This window comes from Burkholderia sp. BE17 (assembly GCF_009362305.1).
Taxonomy (GTDB): Bacteria; Pseudomonadota; Gammaproteobacteria; order Burkholderiales; family Burkholderiaceae; genus Burkholderia; species Burkholderia pyrrocinia_C.
Genome location: NZ_WHNU01000009.1, coordinates 44573 through 67742, shown reverse-complemented (window position 1 = coordinate 67742; position 23170 = coordinate 44573). Strand labels below are relative to the sequence as shown.

The following is a 23170-nucleotide window of genomic DNA, read 5'->3' as shown; positions in this document are numbered from 1 at the left end:
TCCAGCTTCCGAGGGCGAAAGCCACTGAACTGAACTGAACCGCACCAGACGGGACAACAAGAATGAGCATATCGATCACGCGCCGGCGCCTGCTGGCCGCCGGCATGGCCGCGAGCAGCGTCGCGCTGTCGGGCTGTTTCACGCCGAAGCTGTACAAGGACGACGCATACAGCGAACACGTGTCCGGATTCATGATTACCGAGGACGGCAAGAAACTGGTCGTCCTCGGCGAGCGCTACCACTACATCTTCGATCTGCCGGCCCAATTGCGGCCGGTACTGCAGTCCGGCTACCGGAAATCGCTGCGCACGACGTTTGCGGGCTTTCATGCGAGCGGCGGCAGCGTCACCGGCCACTACCGGATCGTGTTGCCGAAGAACGCGTCGGAAGACGATCGACAGGCAGCCGCCGCCGACGGATTCGCCGCCGCGCCGGCCGGTCTCGTGCTCGAAGGCGACATCGACGGCAAGCGCTATTCGACGGAAGGCTTCGCCGCGCAGGACAAGGCGGCCGCGCAGCCGTTCAACCGGCCGTACTCGGTATCCATCAAGGAGTCGCCATCCGTTGTGGGCATGGGTCTGCGGATTCTCGCCACGCCGATCACGGTTGCCGCCGACGGCGTGCTTGTGCTGGGCGGCATCGTGCTCGTGCCGTTCGCGGCCATCGCAATCCAGGCAAGCGGCGGCATCCGGATCATGTAAAGGCGCGCGCAGCGCCGGCGGCAGCAACCCGCGACACGCGAGCGCACACAACGACCGCAACCGGAGCATCGCCATGATCGCCTCGCCACTACACACGCCACCGCTCGGCCCGCAACTCAAACGCTGGCGCGCACTGCACCGCGTGAAGCAAAGCCACGCCGCGGAACTGTTCGGCGTCGTGCAATCGACGATCTCGCGCTGGGAGGCCGGCATCCAGCAGATGTCGCCCGACGAGCGCGCGACGGCCGAGCGGCTGCTCGCCGCGCGCCTCGATTCCGCGGGCGACCACGCGCTCGCGCGGCTCATCGCGGGCAGCGCGGGCCGCATGCATCTCGTGTGCGACCTCACGCACCGCCTGCTCGCCAGTTCGCCGGCGCGCGCGGCCGAGTTCTCGCAGCCGCTTTCGATGCTGCTCGGCACGTCGCTGTGGCGCTACGCGACGCCAGAGATCGTCCGCATGGAAGCCGCGCTCGACACGCTCGGCTGGCGCGACCGCGCGGGGCCGCCGAGCGTCGAATTCGACACTGGCGCGAATGCGTCGCGCGTCGTGCCGATCCGCGGCAGCACGTGCCGGTGGACGCGGATGACGCTGTCGGACGGTTCGGCCGCGCGGCTCGTCGAAACGCTCTAGCGCACCGCGCATATTTCATGCGTGGACGAATCGCGCGCGGCCGCCTTACGCTTGGCGGCTCATCGCAAGGACGCCGACCATGAACCCCGACACGATCCACGCGCGGCTCGATTTCCTGCGCGAAGCCGAACGCCTGAAGGACGTGCTGCGCAGCGGCCACACGTCGGCCGGGCGCGCGGAAAGCACAGCCGAGCATAGCTGGCGGCTGTGCCTGATGGCGCTCGTGTTCGCCGACGCGCTGCCCGGCATCGATACGCAGAAGCTGCTGAAACTGTGCGTCGTCCACGATCTCGGCGAGGCGCTGCACGGCGACATTCCCGCGATCGAGCAGGCCGCGCACCCGGACAAAAGCGCGCACGAACGCGACGACCTGCTGACGCTGACGGCGTCGCTCGATCGCACGCTGCGCGACGAGATCGTCGCGCTGTGGGATGAATACGAGGCGGCCGCGTCGCCGGAAGCGCGCGCGGCAAAGGCGCTCGACAAGCTCGAGACGATCCTGCAGCACAACCAGGGCAGCAATCCGCCCGATTTCGACTACGCGTTCAATCTCGGCTACGGCCGGCGCTATACCGACGCCACGCCGCTGTTCAGCGCGATCCGCGACATCGTCGATGCCGATACGCAACGCAGGATCGACGCGGGCGGGCAGCGCGCGTAAGCTCGCGGTGTCGGGCACGCGGCACCGCGCGCCACTTTCACATATCCCAACAATGACGCCGCCCGGCCTCCGCGCCGGCACGGTGCTCGCACAATTCAGCACAATTTCCACACGAATTGTCGCGAAATCCTCGCTTACCATGAGCGCCTGATTCGATTCGGCACGCCCGCGCGATGCGTACGCGGATGCCGTCGCGGGCAACACGCCCGGCATGCGACGCCGACCGGATCGTCCCGCCCGGCCGCACGCATCGCCCGCGTCCGCTTCATCCTCGCCGCATTCTCATGACTCAGAAGACTCATCGCCGCCGGCGCATCGCACTGATCATCATCGCCGTCGTTGCGATCGTCACAGGCGTCTCGCTCACGGTATTCGCGCCCGACAAGCATCCGCAGTACCTGTCCGCACCCGTCACGCGCGGCGATCTCGAGAACGCGGTGCTCGCGACCGGCGCGCTGCAGGCGTTCAAGCAGGTCGACGTCGGCGCGCAGGTGTCGGGGCAGTTGAAGACGCTGAAGGTCAAGCTCGGCGACAAGGTCGCGAAGGGCCAGTGGCTCGCCGAGATCGATCCCGTGATCTCCGAAAACGCGCTGCGCCAGGCGCGCGCCAGCGAGGAAAGCCTGCGCGCGCAGCACCAGTCGACCGCCGCGCAACTGACGCAGGCGGAACTCGCATTCCGCCGCCAGCAGGCGATGCTGCCCGACGATGCGACGTCGCGCGAGTCGTTCGAGGCCGCGCGCGCGACGCTCGACGTGCAGCGCGCGACGCTCGCGTCGCTCGCCGCGCAGATCCGCTCGGCCCGCATCCAGATCGAGACCGCGCAGGCCAACCTCGGCTACACGCGCATCGTCGCGCCGATCGACGGCGAGGTCGTCGCGATCGTCACGCAGGAAGGCCAGACCGTGATCGCGCAGCAGCAGGCGCCGGTGATCCTGAAGCTCGCGGTTCTCGACACGATGACCGTGAAGGCGCAGGTGTCGGAAGCCGACGTGATCCGCGTGAGCGCCGGCCAGACCACGTATTTCACGATCCTCGGCGAACCGGACAAGCGCCACTACGGCAGGCTGCGCGCGATCGAGCCGGCGCCGCAGAACTTCGCCGATGCGCAAAGCACGCTCGGCGGCGGCACGGGCGGCGGCACGAAACCGAACTCCGCGGTGTTCTACAACGCGCTGTTCGACGTGCCGAATCCCGAGCACCGGCTGCGCATCGCGATGACCGCGCAGGTCAGCATCGTGCTCGGCAGCGCGCGCAATGCGCTCAGCATTCCGGCCGCCGCGCTCGGCGAGAAGCGCAAGGACGGCGCCTATGCGGTCCGCGTGCTGCGCGCCGACGGCAGCACGGTAACGCGCAACATCCGCATCGGCATCAACAACAACGTGCGCGTCGAGGTGCTGGCCGGCCTGAAGGACGGCGAGCGCGTCGTGATCGGCGAAGCCGCCGCGGACGAGCACGCGCCGCTGGCGGACGTGGTGTGACGATGAGCCGGCCCCTGCTGAAACTCTCGAGCGTCACGCGGCGCTTTCCGGCCGGCGACAAGGATGTCGTCGTCCTGAACAACGTCAATCTGTCGATCGACGCGGGCGAGATCGTCGCGATCGTCGGCGCGTCGGGCTCCGGCAAATCGACGCTGATGAACATCCTCGGCTGCCTCGATCATCCGAGCGAAGGCACCTACACGGTCGGCGGACGCGACACGCACATGCTCGACAGCGACGAGCTCGCGCAGCTGCGCCGCGAGCACTTCGGCTTCGTGTTCCAGCGCTATCACCTGCTGCCCCACGTCGACGCGATCGCGAACCTCGAAATGCCGGCGATCTATGCGGGCACCACGCGCGCGGAGCGGCACGAACGCGCCCGCGAGCTGCTCGCGCGGCTCGGGCTCGCGGATCGCGCGCACCACCGGCCCGGGCAACTGTCCGGCGGCCAGCAGCAGCGCGTGAGCATTGCGCGCGCGCTGATGAACGGCGGCCAGGTGATCCTCGCCGACGAACCGACCGGCGCGCTCGACACGAAAAGCGGCCTGGACGTGATCCGCATCCTGCACGAGCTGAACGCGCTCGGCCATACGATCGTCATCGTCACGCACGACAAGGACGTCGCGCGCCATGCGCGGCGCATCATCGAGATCAGCGACGGCGAGATCGTCGCCGACCGGCGCAATCGCCACTATGCGGAAGCGCTCGCGGAAGCCGGCATCCACGCGGCCGAAGCGACGGCCGGCGCGCCGGCCGCGCGCGATCGGCACGACGACCGGCCGCCCGCCGACGCCGACGCCGACGCCGACATCGACACCGACACCGTTACCGACGCGCACACCGATACCGGCACGCGCGCGCGCCGCTTCACGGCCGGCACCGGCCGCTTCGCCGAGGCGTGCCGGATGGCGTGGATCGCGCTCGTGTCGCACCGGCTGCGCACGCTGCTGACGATGCTCGGCATCATCATCGGCATCACGTCGGTCGTGTCGATCGTCGCGATCGGCGAAGGCGCGAAGCGCTACATGCTCGACGAGATCGGCAGCATCGGCACGAACACGATCAACGTCTATCCGGGCACCGACTGGGGCGACAGCCGCGCGGACGCGATCCAGACGCTCGTGCCCGCCGACGTCGCCGCGCTCGCCGAACAGCCGTACGTCGACAGCGCGACGCCCGAGACGTCGCGCACGCTGCTGCTGCGCTACCGCAACATCGACGTCAACGCGCTCGTGAGCGGCGTCGGCGACCGCTTCTTCCAGGCGCGCGGGATGCGTTTCGCGCTGGGCGTCGCGTTCGACGAGGACGCGGTGCGCCGCCAGGCACAGGTGGCCGTGATCGACCAGAACACGCGCCGCAAGCTGTTCGGCGCGACGCGCAATCCGGTCGGCGAAGCGATCCTGGTCGACAACGTGCCGTGCGTCGTGATCGGCGTCACGGCCGACAAGAAGAGCGCGTTCGGCAGCGTGAAGAGCCTGAACGTATGGGTGCCGTACACGACCGCGAGCGGGCGCCTGTTCGGCCAGCGCCATCTCGACAGCATCACCGTGCGCGTGCGCGACGGGCAGCCGAGCGCCGCCGCCGAGAAAAGCCTCGAAAAGCTGATGATCCAGCGCCACGGCCGCAAGGACTTCTTCACGTACAACATGGACAGCGTGGTCAAGACCGTCGAGAAGACCGGCCAGTCGCTGACGCTGCTGCTGTCGCTGATCGCGGTGATCTCGCTCGTCGTCGGCGGGATCGGCGTGATGAACATCATGCTCGTGTCGGTCACCGAGCGCACACGCGAAATCGGCATCCGGATGGCGGTCGGCGCGCGCCAGTCCGACATCCTGCAGCAGTTCCTCGTCGAAGCCGTGCTCGTCTGCCTGCTCGGCGGCACGATCGGCATCGTGCTGTCGTTCGGGCTCGGCGCGGTGTTCTCGATGTTCGTCACGCAATGGAAGATGGTGTTCTCCGTCGGCGCGATCGTGACGGCGTTCGCCTGCTCGACGCTCACCGGCGTGATATTCGGTTTCATGCCCGCGCGCAACGCGTCGCGGCTCGATCCGATCGATGCGCTCGCGCGCGACTGACGAAAGCCCTGCCATGACGCATTACTCACCGCTTCGCCACCTCGGCGCATTCGCATGCGCGGCCGCCCTGCTGGCCGGCTGCACGGCCGCGCGCCACGCGCCGCTGCCGGCCGTCGCGATGCCCGCGAACTGGGAAGCGCCGGTCGCGGCCGACGCGCCGGCCACCACGCGCGACTGGTGGCGCAGATTCGGCGATCCGCAACTCGACCGGCTGATCGACGATGCGCTGCGTGCCAACAACGACCTCGCGATCGCGGCGATCCGCGTGTACCGCGCGCAACTGCAGGCCGGGCTCGTCGACACCAACCTGACGCCCGCCGTATCGCTCGGCGCGAACGGCGCCGTGTCGCGTACGCTCGATACGCACCGGATGAGCCAGGCGAGCGGCATCAACAGTTCGCTGAGCTATGAAATCGACCTGTGGGGCCGGCTGGCCGCGCTGCGCGATGCCGCGCGCTGGGAAGCCGACGCAACGGCCGCCGATCTCGAGGCCGCGCGGCTGTCGCTGATCGGCACGACGGCGGCGCTGTACTGGCAGATCGGTTATCTGAACCGGCAGATCGCGCTCGGCGACGCGAACATCGCGTATGCGGTGCGCACGCTCGCGATCGTCCGGTCGCGGCACGCGGCCGGCGCCGTGTCGGGGCTCGATCTCGCGCAGGCCGAGCAGAGCCTGTCCGCGCAACGCGCCGCGCAGACGCAACTGATCCAGCAACGCACCGAGAAGCGCCACGCGCTCGCGCTCCTGTTCGACCGGCCGCCGCAGCAACTCGCGGCCGAACCGTCGGCGCTGCCCGACGCGCCGCCGCCGGAAGTAGCGGCCGGCCTGCCGGCCAGCCTGCTCGGCCGGCGCCCCGACCTGCGCGCGGCGGAATTCCGGCTGCGCGAATCGCTCGCGCAGGTCGACGCGACGCGCACGAGCTTCTACCCGACCTTCACGCTGACCGGCAACGCCGGCACGTCGAGCACGAGCCTCGAGCGCGTGCTGACGAATCCGGTCGGCACGCTCGGGCTCGGCCTTGCACTGCCGTTCATCCAGTGGAACACGATGCAATTGCAGATCAAGGTGTCGAAATCGCAGTACGAGGAAGCGGTGGTCGGGTTCCGCCAGCGGCTCTACACGGCGCTCGCGGAAGTCGAGAATGCGCTGTCCGCGCGCGTGCAGCTCGAACGGGAGGCCGAACAGAGGACGCTATCGCTGGCCCAGGCGCAGCGCGCCGAGCAGCTTGCCGCCGCGCGATTCGCGGCCGGCGCGACCGCCGTGCAGCCGTGGCTCGACCAGCAGCAGCGGCTGCGCGACGCGCAAAGCGCCGACGAGCTGACACGCTTGAACCGCCTCAACAACCAGATGACGCTGTACCGCGCGCTCGGCGGCGGGATGTCCTGACCGGCGTACAAACGCCGCAATAGGCACGCCGCGTCACTCGCACACGGCCGCCCTGCGCCGCGCCGGCGCGAATGCCACCGCGCTCGCGGTCGCGAGCACGGCCACGCCCGCCGCGCCGTACACCATCACCCAGCCGAACCCGTGCACGAGCGCCGCGTGCAGCGCCGCGCCGCTCGGGTCGGCCTGCGCGAGCGCCGGTGCGATCTGCTGCAGCCCGTCGGTGCGGCCCGACGCGATCTCCTGCGCGAGCCGGCGCAGCGCCGCATCGCCGATCGCGCCCGCAGCGCCGCCCTTCAGGCTCGCGACGATCCCCGCGACCAGCACGAAGCCCATCGCCGCGATGTTCAGCGCGAGCGAGATCATCCGCGCGCTCATGTCGATGCCCGACGCCATCCCGGCCCGCGAACTCGGCACCGCGCCCGTCGTCGTGTTGGTGACCGGCGTGTTCGTGAGCCCGAGCCCGATGCCGGCGATCACGCAGCCGGGCAGCATCGTGAGCCAGCTCGCGTGCTCGGCCGCGCTGCCGACCCGCATCAGCGCGAAACCGGCCGCGATCGTGAACAGGCCGCCCGGGATCACGACGCCCGGCCCGTAGCGCAGCGCGAGCCGTTCGCCGAACGGCGGCGCGACCAGCGTCGGCAGCGTATACGCGAGCAGCGCGAGGCCAGCCGTCACGCTGTCGTAGCCAAGCGCGACCTGGAACCAGATCGGCAGGTAGATCATGAACGGCCAGAAGCTGAAGTTCATCCCCATCGATCCGAAGATCGCGCCGGTGAACGCGCGAATCCGGAACACCGAGAAATCGAACATCGGCCGCGCGCTGGCGCGTTCCGCGACGAAGAAGCCCGCGAGCGCCAGCACGGTCGCGCCGAGCACGCCGAGGCCGGCGGCACTCGTCAGCCCGAGCGCCGCGCTCTGCGTGATGTAGAACGCGAGGCCGAGCACCGCCAGCGACAGCGTGACGATGCCCGCGACGTCGAGCGTGCCCGCATGCGGATCGCGCGACTCCTGCACCGCGCCGCCGATCAGCACGAGCGCGACGGCCGCGAGCGGCGCATGGACGAGGAACACCCACGGCCAGCTCGCCAGCGCGACGATCGCGCCGCCGACGATCGGCCCGAAGCCGAGCCCGATGCCGAACACGATCCCCCAGATCCCGAACGCGCGGCCGCGCTCACGGCCCTCGCGGAACTGGTGCGACAGCACGGCGATCTGGCAGATCAGCATCGCGCCGCCGCTGGCGCCCTGCAGCAGCCGGCCCGCGACGAGCACCGGCACGTTCGGCGCGAGCCCGCACAGCAGCGACGTCGCGCCGAACAGCACGGTGCCGATCACGTACACGCGCTTGCGGCCGAACCGGTCCGCGAGCGTGCCGGCGGCCATCAGCACCGTCGTACACGCGATCGTGTACGCGTTCATGATCCACTGCATGCCGTTGAAATCGCCATGCAGCACGTGTTCGAGCGTCGGCAGGATCACCGGCACGCTCGAGATTTCGAGGCCGAACATCAGCGACGTGAGACAGACGGCCGCGAGCGCGACCGCATTCCTGCGGGAGTCGGATAGCGTCATGCGTATTGCGCGGCGACCCTGCAACGGGCCGCGCGCCTCCAGGTGAGAAGGGTTCGCCGCGCGCGGCCGGCGACGCACGCTGAACGGGAATCGGTACTATAGTGAGAATTTCACTCCCCATTGACGCACGCATTTCCACGAACTGGGGAATCATAGGACCCAATCAGCACAACCAGCCATGACCGACAGACTCGACGGCGTGACGACCTTCGTCCAGGTGGTGGAATCGGGCAGTTTCGCGCTCGCCGCGGAGCGGCTCGACATGACGCGCTCGGCCGTCGGCAAGGCAATCGCACGGCTCGAAAAGCGGCTCGGTGCGCGGCTACTGCAGCGCACGACGCGCAGCCAGAGCCTGACCGACGACGGCCAGGCGTACTACGACCGCTGCGTGCGTGCGCTCGCGGAACTGGAAGCGGCGGAAGCCGATCTCGATTGCGGCCGCAACGAGGCACGCGGCAAGCTGCGGCTGAGCGTGCCGCTCGCGTTCGGGCACCACTGCGTGACGCCGATCGTGCTCGACCTCGCGCGCACCTATCCGCATCTGCGCATCGACGTGTCGATCACCGACCGCTTCGTCGATCTCGTCGAGGAAGGCATCGATCTCGCGGTGCGGATCGGCACGCTCGCGGACAGCACGAGCCTCGCGGTGCGCCGGCTCGGAACGCAATACGGCAGCCTCGGCGCAGCGCCGTCGTATCTCGCGCGCTACGGGATGCCGAAGACGCTCGACGATCTGAAGCACCACCGGACGATCGCGTATTCACGCTCGGGCGTGGTTCAACCGTGGGACTTGCGCGCGCCGGACGGCTCGACGGTGCGTATCGACATGCCGCATCAATTGAGTTTCGACGACGTGCAGGCGATCGCCGCGGCCGGTGCGGCGGGGTTCGGGATCGCATGGGTGCCGAGCTGGCTGCTCGACTACTACGTGAAGCGCGGCGAGATGGCGGTCGTGCTCGACCGCTGCTTCGTCTGCGAAGGCGACATTCATGCGCTCTGGCCGAAGACGCGTTACCTGCCGCGCAAGACGCGCTGCGTGATCGACGCGCTCGCGCAGGCGATTCCGCCGATGATCGAGCGCCCGGACTGATTGCCAGGCGCCGTACCGAACATGGCAGCGGCCTTCGAATATCGTTGGCTCGTTGAACGCACGCATGCCTGGCTGCATCGCTTCCGTCGTCTCCGCATTCGCTTCGAGCGCCGCGCCGACATTCATGGCGCGTTTCTCAAAACCGGCTGCTGCCTGATCTGCCGGAATACCCTTAGGCATACAGAGCATTCTTTATGAAACCGTCTCTTAGCGTAGCCATTCACCCACCCGGCCGCGATTCGATGCGATCCATCGCGCGACACCCTTCTGCGGATCGGATTCACCGGCGGCACGGATATCGTTCATCAGCGAGCCGAGCGTCTGGTCGTCCATCTTCCATGCACCGAGCCAGCGCGCGACATCCGGATGCGTCTGACTGAATCCGGCCTTCGAGATCGCATAGATCGCATCGGGTTGACCGAACACCTGCTTCGGGTCTTTCAGGTAGTGCATCGGATACTTCGCCCACACCCAGTGCGGATTCCACAGCGTGACGATGATCGGCTGGCGACGCTTTGTCGCGCGATCCAGCGCGAGCAACATCGCGGCCTCCGATGACGGCAGCACGGTTGCGTCGAGCGCATACGCGCTGCGCGCCTCGCCTGTCAGTTTCATCAAGCCGCTGCCAGGTTCGATGCCGAAAATCGTCGGCTTGCCGTCGTGGTTGAACTCTGCGGCATGTGCGTTCAACTGGTCGATGCTGTCGATCGCGACGTAATCGGGCACCGCCAGGCCCAGCTGTGCGCGGGGAAACCACGGGCCGATCTTCTCGACGCGCGATTTGATCGCGTCGTACGGCGGGCCGTCCGCAGATGGCAGCCAGACTTCGAACGTCAAATCGAGCTTGCCCTGCGCGACGCCGTTATAGATGATCGCCTTGTCGCCGGACTGCAGCGTGACGTCGTAGCCTTTTTCCGCGAGCAGCGCCTTCCACAGATTCGCGACCGCGATATTCTCGGCCCAGTTGTTCACTCCGATCACAACCGCTCCATTGCCGGCGGCGTGTGCCGACGCCGAAACCGATAGCGCGAAGAAAAGCATGAACCGCCCGAGTGCCGGGCGGCGCATGGCGACAGTAAACAAGCGGGCAAGTAACGACAGGATCATGGGAAAGGCTCCTATTGGATGGGGACGAACTTGGGCAGGACATCACGCGGCCGATGGAACCGGGCGGGCGCGATCGCGCGGACACCGGCATCCGGGGCAACGGTCATCCGTTCGCTCACCGATATATTTATTGCGCCAATTTCCCTTTGATAGCGAGGAATTCCGATATGAACCATCGGAGAGGCCGATCGATCGCGTCGTTCCGTGCGGCCCGGGTCACCCGAGGCTACCGGATGTGACGCGCGATCATTCAGGCGGGCGACAGCGCGCTCGCCGCGCGGCGGCGTTCCTCGACCATCGTCTCGATCAGCAGGGCCAGATCGTCGGCGGCAGGATCGCGATTGCCGGGTGAGCGGAGCAGCTCGAGATCGGCGGGCGGCAGCGCCGGCAAGCCGTCTTCCATGTTCAACACGCGCCAGTTCGCGGGCAGCGTGCAGCGGTCGATGATCGTCACCGCCGCACCGTGATTGACGGCGACCTTGATGCCGGTCGGGCTCTGGCTCGTGTAGACCACGTGATACGGCCGCCCGAGTGCCGCCAGTGCCGCGAGTCCGCGCTGACGGTAGCAGCATGTTTCCGGAAACAGCGCGAGCGGCACGGACGCGCCATCCGGTAATACGAAATCGCGATGCGCGGCCCACACCACGTCCTCGCGGCCGAGATGACGACCGCCGCTTTGCGTGTTGTGCCTGACGACCAGTGCCAGGTCGAGCTCGCCCGCCTGCAGGCGCTCGATCAGCTCCAGCGACATTCTGCAGTCGATATGCGGGCGCGCATCCGGCCGTAGGCGATAGAACTTTTCGAGCAGATCGGGCAACCAGAGCTCCGCGTAATCCTCAGGCAAGCCGAAGCGGATCACGCCATGACGGCCCGTGCGTTTGAGTGCGGCTATCGCTTCGTTCTGCACCTGAATGATGCGGCGCGCATGAATCAGGAAGTTTTCCCCGTCTCTCGACAATGCCAGACGGCGACTGTCGCGCAGAAACAGGTGCGTTTCCAGCCGCTCTTCGAGCGTACGGATGCGAAGGCTGATCGTCGATTGCGTCCGGTGCATCTGCCTGGCAGCGGCGGTCACGCTGCCACTGTCGACCACCGTGATGAACGCGCGCACGAGTTCTCCGTCGAGCGAGCTGAGTTGAGACCAATCGGGTTCGCTGATGGAAGTCATCGAAATTACTCGCTTTGCAAGGGAATTTGTCGATCGAATCATGGGCGCATCGATAGGCCGATTGTTGTCGAAAACAATTCAGGCCACAAACCCCTCATCCCTCGAAACTGGAGCCAACCGTGCAAGCAAGCCTGCCTCTCGCCGACGCAGAATGTACCGATCTGAGCGATATCGTCGACACCGACCGCTATCCGTTGCATGAACCCGGGCAATCGCGAATGCGCGACCTGCTCGCAACTTGCCGGGCCCAGCTGGCCGGCAGCGGCAGCGCGGTCCTGCGCGGCTTCCTGCGCCCCGCCGCACTGGAACAGGCGCGCGTCGAAGGGCTCGGCTTCGCGAAAAAAACCTATTTCTCGAGCCGCAAGGTCAATGCGTATTTCACCGCCGACGACCCGGCGCTGCCCCCCGATGACCCCCGCCGTATCTTCATGGATCGTACGAGCGGCTTCGTCACGCGCGACGTGATCCCGGCCGATGCAATCGTTCACCGGATTTACGTGGCGCGTGCGATGAAGCAATTCGTCGCCGCGTGTCTCGGCGAAACGCAGATCTGGGAATACGCGGACCCGTACGCCGGGCTGGTTCAGAACGTCATGCCGCCCGGCACCGAACAGCCGTGGCACTACGACACCAACGAATTCATCGTGTCGATGATGACGCAGCAGCCCACGGCAGGCGGCGATTTCGAGTACTGCCCGAACATCCGGTCGCCCGAGGGCGAAAACTACGATGCGGTCGGCGCCGTGGTGCGCGGAGAGACGCGCACGCCGATTAGCGTGATTACGCTGCAGCCGGGCGATCTGCAACTGTTCAAGGGCCGCTTCTCGCTGCACCGCGTAACCCAGGTACGCGGCGACATCGATCGTCACACCACGATCTTCGCCTATTCGAAAAGGCCCGGCGTGGTCGGCCGTCTCGAGCGAACCCGCCAGTTGTACGGCCGCGTATCCGAAATGCACCTGGAAGCCGAACAGAAACTGGTCCGCGCGGACACCCTGGTCGACTGACGATGTGAGTTCCCGATGGGCCAACCCATCGCATTATTTCGTTGTACTGATACCTATAACGCTCCCCCTACCATCATGACGATGCTTCGACCGACTCACCGCCCGGAAGATTGCGAGCCAACCGCCGACGAAGTCGCCCAGATCCAGCGCGACCGGCTTGCCGCGGTTCGCCGCGAACTGAAGAAACGCGACCTGACCGCCGCGATCCTGTTCGACCCTACCCACATGCGATATGCAACCGGCTCGCGCAACATGCAGGTGTATTCGATGCGTAATCCCGCACGCTATCTATTCGTGCCGGCCGAGGGAAAGGTGGTGCTGTTCGAATACGCGGGATGCGAATTCCTGGCCGACGGACTCGATACCGTGGATGAAGTCCGGCCGGCCACCGCGATCTCGTACTACTTTTGTGACGACATGCTGCGTCAGATCACCGAGCGCTGGGCGGACGAGATTGACGACCTGGTTCGCGCGTGCGGTGGCGGCAAGCGGATCGCGATCGAAAGTGCGACATCGGCGGCCGCATTTGCGTTGCAAGCGCGCGGCTACGAGATCTCGGACGCCCAGGAGCCGCTCGAGCGCGCCCGTGCAATCAAGGTGAAGAACGAGATCAAGATGATCCGCGCGTCACTGCGCGCGGCGGAAGCGGGCGTGCACAAGCTCGAGGCTGCCCTCGTGCCCGGCATCAGCGAGAACGAGCTGTGGTCGTACCTGCATCAGCATGTGATCGAGACCGACGGCGACTACGTCGAGACCCGCCTGATAAGCTCGGGCCCGCGCACGAATCCATGGTTCCAGGAAAGCAGCCCACGCAAGATCCAGGCGGGAGAACTGGTCGGGCTCGATACCGATGTGGTGGGCCGCTTCGGCTACTACGCGGATTTCTCGCGCACTTTTCTATGCGGCGACGGCCCCGCGTCCACCGCGCAAAAGACGCTATACCGCCTCGCCTATGACCAGATCCACACGAACATGGAGAACGTAAAGGCCGGCACCACATTCCAGGAATTCATCGCGAAGGCGTGGCAGATCCCGCAGCCGTACCGCGCACGCCGCTATTTCGCGCTGGCCCACGGCGTCGGGATGACAGGCGAATACCCGTACATCTGCCATCGCGAGGACAACGATGCAAAGGGCTATGACGGCGTGATCGAACCCGGCATGACGCTGTGCATCGAGAGCTACATCGGCCATGAGGACGGTGGCGAGGGTGTGAAGCTCGAGGAACAGGTGTACGTGCGCGACGACGGCCAGCTCGAGCTGCTGTCCGACTACCCGTTCGAGCACCGTCTGCTCGCCTGAACGCCGCGCGCGACCGATCCGGTTCGCATCAAAAGACCGACGGCAGAGTCCGGCGACGCCAATGTGGCCCTCATCCCCACACTACGAGCTTGCGATGAACGCCACCACACTCCACGCCACGCGCGAGTGCAGTCCGGTCTTGAGCGCGAACACGATTAGCGAGGCGCGATTCGAATCAGGCAGGCGGCCCGGGCTCTTCTCGCGCCGCGGCTTGCACGGGGCCTTTTTGAAACCGTCTCTTAGCGCGGCGAGATGAGTGGAAGCCGACGCGCCGCACGGCGCGTCGGGTACTTACGCCACGCCGAGATCGGCGAGCGGATGCGCGAACAGCTTCCACGGCGACGTCAGGAAATGCCGCACGCGTTCGGCTCGCACCTCGACGAGCGATGCGGGCGCCCAGCGCGGCTTGCGATCCTTGTCGACGAGATGCGCACGCACGCCTTCGCAGAAGTCGCCTTCCTCGATCGCGCGCGCAACGATGCCGAGCTCCATCCGGAACGATTCGGCAAGCGTCATCTGCCGGCCGCGCAGTAGCGCTTCGCGCGTCACGTGCAGCATCGTCGGCGAATGGCCGGCGAGCGCATCGAGGGTCGCCTGCAGCCATTGACGATGCTCGCGCGTCAGCTCGTCGCGCGCAAGATCCTGCGTCAGCGTCGCGACGATCCGCTCGACGGTCGAACGCTTGTCGAAGTGACGAACGATCCACGGCATCTGGCTGTCGAGCGCCGCATGCGGCACGACATTGCACGGCGGTTCGAACACCTTGCGCAGCGCCGGCAGCACGTCGCCGTCCCACTTGACGCTTTCGATGCGCGTCTCGAACGTATCGAGCCACGCGGACGGCACGCACAGGTCCGCGAGCTTCGCGGTCAGCGCGTCGGCGCCCGACAGCATCGCGCCGGTCAGCCCCACGTACAGCTCGAGCTCGACCGGCATGCGCGCCAGGAAATGCGTCGCGCCGACATCGGGCACGAGGCCGATGCGCGTTTCCGGCATCGCGATCTTGCTGCGCTCGGTCGCGACGCGCAGCGCCGCGCCTTGCGCGAGGCCCATGCCGCCGCCCATCGTCACGCCGTCCATCAGCGCGACCACCGGCTTCGGGAACGTGTGGATCGCATGGTCGAGCCGGTATTCGTCGACGAAGAACGGCAGCCAGGTGTCGCGCTGTGCGACCATCCGGTACAGCGCGCGCACGTCGCCGCCCGCGCAGAAGCCCTTCTCGCCCGCGCCGCGCAACACGACCGCGACGATCTGGTCGTCGTGACGGCAACGCTCGAAAAACGCGGCCAGCTCGCCGATCATCGCGTACGACAGCGCGTTGAGCGCGGCCGGACGGTTCAGCGTGATCAGCGCCACGCGGTTCACCACGCGGAACAGCACCTCGGGCGCGGCTTCCGCGAACGCGTCGTGATTCGTGACCGGCGTGCTCATCGTTGCGGCTCTCCGTCGGTGTTCCATTGCGGCGCGCGCTTGCCGAGAAACGCGGCCACGCCTTCGCGCGGATCGTTCGTGTCGAACAGGTCGACGAAGCGTTCGCGCTCGACCGCAAGCGCCGCGCTGCGCGGCACGCCGCGGCGCGCGAGGCCGATCAGCTCCTTGCTGTACGCAACCGCGTGCGGGCTTTGCCGCGCGACATTGCGCGCCAGCGCCAGCGCCGCATCGCGTGCCGTGCCGCTCTCGACCACGTCTTCGACGAGGCCGATCCTGAGCGCCGTCGCCGCGTCGACGCGCGCGCCGGTCAAGATGATCTTCTTCGCCCAGCCTTCGCCGACGAGCCAGGGCAGCGTCTGCGTGCCGAGCCCGCACGGCAGCAGGCCGACCGACGGCTCGGGCAGCGCCATCTGCGCATGCGTCTCGGCGATCCGCAGGTCGCACGCGAGCGCGCATTCGAGGCCGCCGCCCATCGCGTAACCGTTGATCGCCGCGATCGTCACGACGCGCACATCGTGCAGCGCCTCGAACGCCGCGCCGAAGCGCGACGCCATCGCGCGCGCGATGGCGCGATCGCCGTCGGCGAACGTGTTGAGGTCGGCGCCCGCGCTGAAGAACTTCGGGCCGTCGCCGGTGATCACCAGCGCGCGCACGCGCGGGTTCGCATTCAGTTCGGCGACGGTTTCCTGCAGTTGCTGCAGCCCGTCGGCGGTAAAGGCGTTCGCGGGCGGACGCTTGAGCGTCGCACACGCGATCGCGCCGTCGTCGACGTAGTCCAGTTCGATCATCACGCGTCCTTCTTCGTTGCCGGTTGGTACAGGCGGATCACCGCCGAGAAATCGAGCTGCCCGTCGCCGCGGCTGCTCATCGTCTGGTACAGCTGCTGCGCGAGCGCGCCGAGATAGACGGGCTGGCGCGCCTGCTTCGCCGCATCGTTCGCGAGGCCGAGATCCTTCAGCATCAGGTCGGTGCCGAAGCCGCCCGAGTAGCCGCGCGACGACGGCGCGGTGTCGATCACGCCCGGATACGGGTTGTACGTGTCCGAGCTCCAGCAGCGGCCCGTCGACGTGTTGACGATGCCGGCCAGCACCTTCGGGTCGATGCCGAGCGCGACGCCGAGCGACATCGCCTCCGACACGGCCGCCATCGAGATGCCGAGCACGAGGTTGTTGCAGACCTTCGCGACCTGCCCCATGCCCGTCGCGCCGCAATGGACGATGTTCTTGCCCATGCCGGCGAGCACCGGCTTCACGCGCTCGAAATCCACGTCGCTGCCGCCGACCATGAAGGTCAGCGTGCCGGCCGCCGCGCCGCCGGTGCCGCCCGATACCGGCGCATCGACGAACGCGCCGCCGTGCTCGCGCACCAGCGCGCCGAACGCCTGCGCGCTCGCCGGGTCGATCGTGCTCGAATCGATCACGGTCGCGCCCGCGTCGAGGCCGGCCAGCACGCCGTTCTCGCCGGACAGCACCGAACGCACGTGCGGCGCGGCCGGCAGCATCGTGATCACGAACGTCGCGCCCGACGCGGCGTCGCGTGGCGACGCGGCAACCTGCGCGCCGGCGTCCTGCAGCGCGCGCAATGCATCGGCGCTCAGGTCGAACGCATGCACTTCATGGCCGGCCTTCAACAGGTTCAGCGCCATCGGCGCACCCATGTGGCCCAGGCCGATAAATCCGATTTTCATGGTCGTGTCCTCCGCCGCTCAATGCAGCCGGATCGTCGTATTCACGGGGCCGGCCGTCGTGTCGTCGTCGAACCAGCGCGCGGTGACCGTCTTCGTCTGCGTGTAGAACTGCACGACCTGCTTGCCGTACGGGCCGAGGTCGCCGAGCTTCGAGCCGCGCGAACCGGTGAAGCTGAAGAACGGCACCGGCACCGGGATCGGGATGTTGATTCCGACCTGACCGACGTCGATTTCGCTCTGGAACTTGCGCGCGGCCGCGCCGCTTTGCGTGAACAACCCGACGCCGTTGCCCATCGGATTGCGGTTGACGAGCGCGATCGCGTCGTCGAGCGTGTCGGCTTCGAGCACGACGAGCACCGGGCCGAAGATTTCGTGCGTATAGATCGACATGTCGGTCTTCACGCCCGAGAAGATCGTCGGGCCGATGAAGTTGCCGCTTTCGTAGCCGGCCACCTTCACGTCGCGGCCGTCGAGCTCGAGCTTCGCGCCTTCGTTCACGCCCGCTTCGATCAGCGACAGGATGCGTTCCTTCGCGGTCTTCGACACGACCGGGCCGACGTCGGTGCCGGCTTCCGCGCCCGCATTCACCTTCAACAGCTTCGCCTTTGCGACGAGGTCGGGCAGCCAGTCGCGCGCTTCGCCGACCAGCACCGCGACCGACGTCGCCATGCAGCGCTGCCCGGCCGCGCCGAAGCCGGCGCCGACGAGTGCATTGATCGTCTGCTCGCGGTTCGCATCGGGCAGCACCACCGCGTGGTTCTTCGCGCCCATCATCGACTGCACGCGCTTGCCGTGCGCGCTGCCGAGGTTGTACACGTGCGTGCCGACGGTGGTCGAGCCGACGAACGAGATCGCCTTCACGAGCGGATGCGTGCAGATCGCATCGACGACTTCCTTGCCGCCGTGCACGACGTTCAGTATACCTTTGGGTACGCCGGCCTCGAGCGCGAGCTGGACGAGCTCCATCGTCGACATCGGGTCCTGCTCGGACGGCTTCAGCACGAACGTGTTGCCGCACACGATCGCCATCGGGAACATCCACAGCGGAATCATCGCGGGGAAGTTGAACGGCGTGATGCCCGCGCACACGCCGAGCGGCTGGCGCAGCGTGTAGGTGTCGACGCCGCCCGCGACGTTCTCCGCGAATTCGCCGAGCTGCAGCGAGCCGATCGAACACGCATGCTCGACCACTTCGAGGCCACGGAAGATGTCGCCCTCGGCATCGGGAATCGTCTTGCCCTGCTCGGCCGTCAGCGTCTTCGCGATGCGCTGCTGGTTCGTGCGCACGAGATCCTGGAACTTCAGCATGATGCGCATGCGCGTGGCGATCGGCGTGTTCTTCCACGTCGCATACGCGGCGTGCGCGGCCTGCACGGCCGCATCGACTTCCGCGACGGTCGCGAACGGCACGCGCGCGAGCACCTGCTGCGTGGCCGGGTTGACGATGTCGCGCCACTCTTTCGTGGCGGACTCGACGAAGGCGCCGTCGATCAGCAGCTTGACCGTCGGCACGTCTTGCCCCTTCTGGGGCGTCGGATTCGCGTTCATCGATCCTATCTCCTTGCAGAGGGCCGCGAAGCGCAATACCGCCGCGCGGCCGGTTCAATTCGGCTGCGGGCGGCGGCCACGGAATGCGGCGCGCGCGGCCCGCGGTCGGTCATTTCATTTCAATTCGGCGGCAAAATCTTCTTCCCAGTATTCGCCGGGCATCCGCGCGGCCGCGTCGTCGCCGCGCTCGATCTCGCGGCGGCGCAGCTCGACGCGGCGGATCTTCCCCGAGATCGTCTTCGGCAGCTCCGCGAACTGCAGGCGGCGGATGCGCTTGTACGCCGCGAGCTTGTCGCGCGAGAAACGGAAGATCTCCAGCGCGAGCGCGGGGCTTTCCTCGTAGCCCTGCCGCAGCGTGATGAAGGTCTTCGGCACCGACAGCCGCACGGGGTCGGGGCTCGGCACGACGGCCGCCTCGGCGATCGCCGGATGCTCGATCAGCACGCTCTCGAGTTCGAACGGGCTCAACCGGTAGTCGGACGACTTGAACACGTCGTCCGCGCGGCCGATATACACGTAATAGCCGTCGTCGCCGCGCATCGCGATGTCCGACGTGCGGTAATGGCCGTCGCGCATCGCGTAGGCGGTCGCGTCGGGGTTGTTCGCATAGCCGTTCATCAGCCCGACCGGGCGCGTGACGTCCGGGCCGATCGGCAGCGCAACCTCGCCTTCGGTCACGGGCGCGCCGTCCGGATCGAGCAGCGCGACGCGGTAGCCGGGCAGCGGCCGGCCCATCGAGCCTGCAACGACCGGCTGGCCCGGCGAGTTGCCGATCAGGCAGGTCGTCTCGGTCTGGCCGTAGCCGTCGCGGATCGTGATGCCCCACGCCTTCTTCACGCGCTCGATGATCTCGGGATTCAGCGGCTCGCCCGCGCCGACGATCTCGCGCAGCTTCACGTCGAACAACGCGAGCGGCTGCTGCACGAGCATGCGCCATACGGTCGGCGGCGCGCACAGCGTCGTCACCTGGTATTTGACGAGCGCATCGAGCACGACCTTCGGCTCGAAGCGCGCATAGTTGAACGCGAACACGCACGCCTGCGCGTTCCACGGCGCGAAGAAGCAGCTCCACGCGTGCTTCGCCCAGCCCGGCGAGCTGATGTTCCAGTGGATGTCGCCCGGCTGCAGGCCGACCCAGTACATCGTCGACAGATGGCCGACCGGATAAGTGCGGTGCGTATGCTCGACGAGCTTCGGCTTCGACGTCGTGCCCGACGTGAAATACAGCAGCATCGGATCGCTCGCGTGCGTGACGGCGTCCGGCTCGAACGCGGCGCTCGCCGCATAGCCGTCGTTCATCGCGAGCCAGCCCGCGCGCGGCGCGCCGGCGACGATCTTCCGCGCGAGGCCGAGGTCGGGCTGTTCGAATTTCGCGGTTTCGTTCTCGTCGACGATCGCGTATTTCGCGCCGCCGATCTGCACGCGGTCGCGCACGTCGTCGGCCGACAGTTGCGTGGTGGCGGGCAGCACGATCGCGCCGAGCTTCATCGCGGCGAGCATCGCGTCCCACAGTTCGACACGGTTCGGCAGCATCAGCAGGATGCGATCGCCGCGCACGACGCCGACCGAGCGCAGCCAGTTCGCGATCCGCGACGAACGTTCGGACATCTGCGCGAACGAATACGGATCGCCCGTGCCGGTCGCCGCGTCGACGATCCACAGCGCGGGCCGGTCGTTGCCGCGCGCCATCGGGTCGAAGTAGTCGAGCGCCCAGTTGAACGCATCGAGCACCGGCCACTCGAAATCGCGGTACGCGGTTTCGTAGTCGGTGCGATGGCGCAGCAGAAAGTCGCGTGCGTCCAGGAATGCCTGTACCGTCATCGTTTCCTCCAGTCTCCATGCGTCGCGGTCAACCGGCGCACGCGCTGCAGCACATGCCCGATTCCGTTTTGCACGGCGCACGGTCACGTCGTTGCGTGCCGCGTTCACCGCGCTGCCCTCGTGCCCTGCGTGATGCTTCCGTTCTGTCGACGCGACCGCCGCGACTCAAAGCTGCCGCGCGATCACCATCCGCTGCACTTCGCTGGTGCCTTCGTAAATCTGCGTGATGCGCGCGTCGCGATAATGACGCTCGACTTCGTAATCGACCAGGTAGCCGTAGCCGCCGTGGATCTGGATCGCGTCCGAGCACACGCGCTCGGCCATCTCGGACGCGAACAGCTTCGCCTGCGACGCTTCCGACAGGCACGGCAGCCCGGCCGTGCGCAGCTTCGCCGCGTGATGCACGAGCAGGCGCGCGGCGTTGATCTGCGTGGCCATGTCGGCGAGCTTCTGCTGGATCGCCTGATGCTCGGCGATCGGCTTGCCGAACTGCACGCGCTCGCCCGCATAACGGCGTGCCTTGTCGAACGCGGCGCGCGCGATGCCGAGCGCCTGCGCGGCAATGCCGATCCGGCCGCCCTCGAGATTCGACAACGCGATCTTCAGCCCTTCGCCGCGATTGCCGAGCAGGTTCTCTTCCGGAATCGCGCAGTTCTCGAACGTGATCGGGCACGTATCCGACGCGCGGATACCCATCTTCTTCTCGGGCTTGCCGACGATGAAGCCCGGCGTGTCGGTCGGCACCAGGAACGCGGAAATGCCGCGCTTGCCGGCTTCCGGGTCGGTCATGGCAAAAACGATCGCGACACCGGCGCGCCGGCCGTTGGTCACGAACTGTTTCGCGCCGTTCAGCACCCATTTACCGTCGCGCAGCTCCGCGCGCGTGCGCAGGTTGTGCGCCTCGGAACCGGCTTGCGGCTCGGTCAGGCAGAACGCGCCGATCACGCGGCCGGACGCCATGTCGGCCAGCCAGCGCTCTTTCTGCGCCGGCGTGCCGAAGCCGAGGATCGGGCCGCAGCCGACCGAGTTGTGCACGCTCATCAGCGTCGCGCACGCGGCGTCGCCGGCGGCGATTTCCTCCATCGCCAGCGCATACGCGACGTAGTCCGTATACGAGCCGCCCAGCTCCTGCGGCACGATCATCCCGAGCAGGCCAAGCTCGCCGAGCTGCGCGACGACGGCGTCGGGCAGTTGCGCATCGTGGTCCCACTGCGCGGCGTTCGGCGCCAGCATCTCGGTGGCAAAGGCGCGCGCGGCGTCGCGGATCATCCGCTGGTCTTCGGTGTAAAGCTCGTCCATGGTGCTGCTGTCTCCCGCGGCCGCCGGGCGCGACCGTCCTTGCGTTTCGATGCAACAAGTGTAGGCAAGCGCGCGCGACTGTTCGATGCTCGCGTCGCTCATTTACACTGAGCGTTTTTGCCACACCGGCGGCACGATGAAGCAGGAAGACAAGGGAACCGTCGCGATCAGCCTCGTCGCTTACAGCGTCGCGCTCGCGACCCGGCGCGGCGTCGCGGCCGAGCCGCTGCTCGCGCAGGCCGGCATCGCGCCCGCGCTGCTCGGGCAGCCGCGCGCACGCGTGTCCGCGCAGCAATACGGCGCGCTGTGGAACGCGATCGCGCGCGCGCTCGACGACGAGTTTTTCGGGCAGGATCGCCACCCGATGCGCAGCGGCAGCTTCATCGCGATGAGCCAGGCCGCGCTGTCCGCGCGCGACGGGCTGCACGCGATGGCGCGCGCGGTGAATTTCATGCACTGCGTGCTCGACGACCTGCACGCGGAGCTCGACGCGAACCCGCAGCGCGTGCGGCTGCGCTTCGTGCACCGCAACAACGGCGCGACGCCCGCGATGTTCACGTACGCGACCTATTTCATCATCGTCTACGGGCTGACCTGCTGGCTGATCGGGCGGCGTATCCCGCTGCTGCATGCGAGCTTCCGCTGCGACACGCCGCCCGCCGATCACGAATACCCGTCGATGTTCTGCGATGACATGCGTTTCAACGAGCCCGATTCGTATGTCGATTTCGATCCCGAATTCGCGACGCTGCCGGTCGTGCAGAACGTGAAGACGCTGAAGACGTTCCTGCGCAACGCGCCGGCGAGCTTCATCGTCAAGTACCGCAACCCGAACGCGCTCGCGCAGCGCGTGCGCGCGGTGCTGCGCGGGATGCCGCCCGCCGCGTGGCCGGGCGCGGGCGGGATGGCCGCGCGGCTGCACGTGGCCGAAGCCACGCTGCGCCGCAAGCTGCACCAGGAAGGCCAGGCATACCAGTCGATCAAGGATGCGCTGCGGCGCGATCTCGCGTTCGAGGCGCTGGCCGACCCCGCGCGCACGATCGCCGACGTCGCGGCCGCGACCGGCTTCGCGGAACCAAGCGCGTTCTATCGTGCGTTTCGCAAATGGAGCGGGCGCAGCCCGGCCGACTATCGCGACGAAGTGCTCGCGCGCGGCGGCGGCGCGGGCTGAATCCGGCCCCGCCTTCGCGCTTTCCGCCGAAACC

General features: G+C 67.5%; 19 protein-coding genes and 1 pseudogene. 11 read left to right on the top strand and 9 right to left on the bottom strand.

The window, feature by feature from the left end:
- Nucleotides 1-62: 62 nt before the first annotated feature.
- The 6 genes from GD429_RS10160 (at nucleotide 63) to GD429_RS10135 (ending at nucleotide 6933) form a co-directional block, all read left to right on the top strand.
- Nucleotides 63-701 (top strand): hypothetical protein, encoded by a 639-nt coding sequence (locus tag GD429_RS10160; RefSeq protein ID WP_152856815.1) that lies wholly within the window; start codon nucleotides 63-65, stop codon nucleotides 699-701.
- Between the two features lie 73 nt (nucleotides 702-774).
- Entirely contained in the window at nucleotides 775-1332 is a 558-nt protein-coding gene (locus tag GD429_RS10155; protein WP_152856814.1) for a helix-turn-helix domain-containing protein, read from the top strand.
- Nucleotides 1333-1411: 79 nt separating this feature from the next.
- Complete coding sequence (locus tag GD429_RS10150) at nucleotides 1412-1993, top strand: HD domain-containing protein (RefSeq protein ID WP_152856813.1); 582 nt, start codon at nucleotides 1412-1414, stop codon at nucleotides 1991-1993.
- A 284-nt stretch (nucleotides 1994-2277) separates the two neighbouring features.
- Nucleotides 2278-3471 carry an efflux RND transporter periplasmic adaptor subunit gene (locus GD429_RS10145; RefSeq protein WP_152856812.1) on the top strand — a complete coding sequence of 398 codons (1194 nt, stop codon included), beginning with the start codon at nucleotides 2278-2280 and terminating at the stop codon, nucleotides 3469-3471.
- Nucleotides 3472-3473: 2 nt separating this feature from the next.
- Nucleotides 3474-5546, top strand: coding sequence for a MacB family efflux pump subunit (locus GD429_RS10140; RefSeq protein WP_152856811.1), 2073 nt, complete (start codon nucleotides 3474-3476; stop codon nucleotides 5544-5546).
- Between the two features lie 13 nt (nucleotides 5547-5559).
- Complete coding sequence (locus tag GD429_RS10135) at nucleotides 5560-6933, top strand: efflux transporter outer membrane subunit (RefSeq protein WP_152856810.1); 1374 nt, start codon at nucleotides 5560-5562, stop codon at nucleotides 6931-6933.
- A 33-nt stretch (nucleotides 6934-6966) separates the two neighbouring features.
- Here the strand turns inward: GD429_RS10135 and GD429_RS10130 are convergent, their stop codons facing one another.
- Nucleotides 6967-8505 carry an MFS transporter gene (locus GD429_RS10130; RefSeq protein ID WP_152856809.1) on the bottom strand — a complete coding sequence of 513 codons (1539 nt, stop codon included), beginning with the start codon at nucleotides 8503-8505 and terminating at the stop codon, nucleotides 6967-6969.
- A gap of 178 nt (nucleotides 8506-8683) precedes the next feature.
- Between GD429_RS10130 and GD429_RS10125 the strand changes: the two genes are divergently transcribed.
- Entirely contained in the window at nucleotides 8684-9595 is a 912-nt protein-coding gene (locus GD429_RS10125; protein WP_152856808.1) for a LysR family transcriptional regulator, read from the top strand.
- Nucleotides 9592-9793, top strand: a pseudogene (locus tag GD429_RS10120) (transposase); the annotation flags it as partial. The gene GD429_RS10125 and the pseudogene GD429_RS10120, both read left to right, overlap by 4 nt.
- A 9-nt stretch (nucleotides 9794-9802) precedes the next feature.
- Here the strand turns inward: GD429_RS10120 and GD429_RS10115 are convergent.
- The gene (locus GD429_RS10115; RefSeq protein ID WP_321574507.1) at nucleotides 9803-10576 is read right to left on the bottom strand and encodes a glycine betaine ABC transporter substrate-binding protein; all 774 of its coding nucleotides are present in this window, start codon (nucleotides 10574-10576) and stop codon (nucleotides 9803-9805) included.
- A gap of 376 nt (nucleotides 10577-10952) precedes the next feature.
- Nucleotides 10953-11870: a LysR family transcriptional regulator gene (locus tag GD429_RS10110; protein WP_152856807.1), complete on the bottom strand. Its 918-nt coding sequence runs from the start codon at nucleotides 11868-11870 to the stop codon at nucleotides 10953-10955.
- Nucleotides 11871-11989: 119 nt separating this feature from the next.
- Here GD429_RS10110 and GD429_RS10105 point away from each other — a divergent pair, with 119 nt between their 5' ends.
- Complete coding sequence (locus GD429_RS10105; protein ID WP_227791609.1) at nucleotides 11990-12877, top strand: hypothetical protein; 888 nt, start codon at nucleotides 11990-11992, stop codon at nucleotides 12875-12877.
- 81 nt (nucleotides 12878-12958) lie between these two features.
- Nucleotides 12959-14179, top strand: coding sequence for a M24 family metallopeptidase (locus GD429_RS10100; RefSeq protein WP_227791608.1), 1221 nt, complete (start codon nucleotides 12959-12961; stop codon nucleotides 14177-14179).
- A gap of 291 nt (nucleotides 14180-14470) precedes the next feature.
- Here the strand turns inward: GD429_RS10100 and GD429_RS10090 are convergent, their stop codons facing one another.
- The 6 genes from GD429_RS10090 to GD429_RS10060 form a co-directional block, all read right to left on the bottom strand.
- Nucleotides 14471-15610, bottom strand: a complete 1140-nt coding sequence (locus tag GD429_RS10090) for an enoyl-CoA hydratase/isomerase family protein (RefSeq protein ID WP_152856804.1) — start codon at nucleotides 15608-15610, stop codon at nucleotides 14471-14473.
- A complete protein-coding gene (locus GD429_RS10085) occupies nucleotides 15607-16398 on the bottom strand; it encodes an enoyl-CoA hydratase (RefSeq protein WP_152856911.1) in 792 nt (263 codons plus the stop codon). The genes GD429_RS10090 and GD429_RS10085 overlap by 4 nt, the downstream gene beginning before the upstream one ends.
- A complete protein-coding gene (gene mmsB / locus GD429_RS10080; RefSeq protein WP_152856803.1) occupies nucleotides 16398-17297 on the bottom strand; it encodes a 3-hydroxyisobutyrate dehydrogenase in 900 nt (299 codons plus the stop codon). The genes GD429_RS10085 and mmsB overlap by 1 nt, the downstream gene beginning before the upstream one ends.
- 18 nt (nucleotides 17298-17315) lie before the next feature.
- The gene (locus tag GD429_RS10075) at nucleotides 17316-18845 is read right to left on the bottom strand and encodes a CoA-acylating methylmalonate-semialdehyde dehydrogenase (RefSeq protein WP_152856802.1); all 1530 of its coding nucleotides are present in this window, start codon (nucleotides 18843-18845) and stop codon (nucleotides 17316-17318) included.
- Between the two features lie 114 nt (nucleotides 18846-18959).
- Nucleotides 18960-20666 (bottom strand): AMP-binding protein, encoded by a 1707-nt coding sequence (locus tag GD429_RS10070; RefSeq protein WP_152856801.1) that lies wholly within the window; start codon nucleotides 20664-20666, stop codon nucleotides 18960-18962.
- 165 nt (nucleotides 20667-20831) lie between these two features.
- Entirely contained in the window at nucleotides 20832-21965 is a 1134-nt protein-coding gene (locus GD429_RS10060) for an acyl-CoA dehydrogenase family protein (protein ID WP_152856800.1), read from the bottom strand.
- A 136-nt stretch (nucleotides 21966-22101) separates the two neighbouring features.
- On the opposite strand from GD429_RS10060, the gene GD429_RS10055 reads away from it, so the two are divergent.
- Complete coding sequence (locus GD429_RS10055) at nucleotides 22102-23136, top strand: AraC family transcriptional regulator (RefSeq protein ID WP_227791607.1); 1035 nt, start codon at nucleotides 22102-22104, stop codon at nucleotides 23134-23136.
- Nucleotides 23137-23170: the final 34 nt, after the last annotated feature.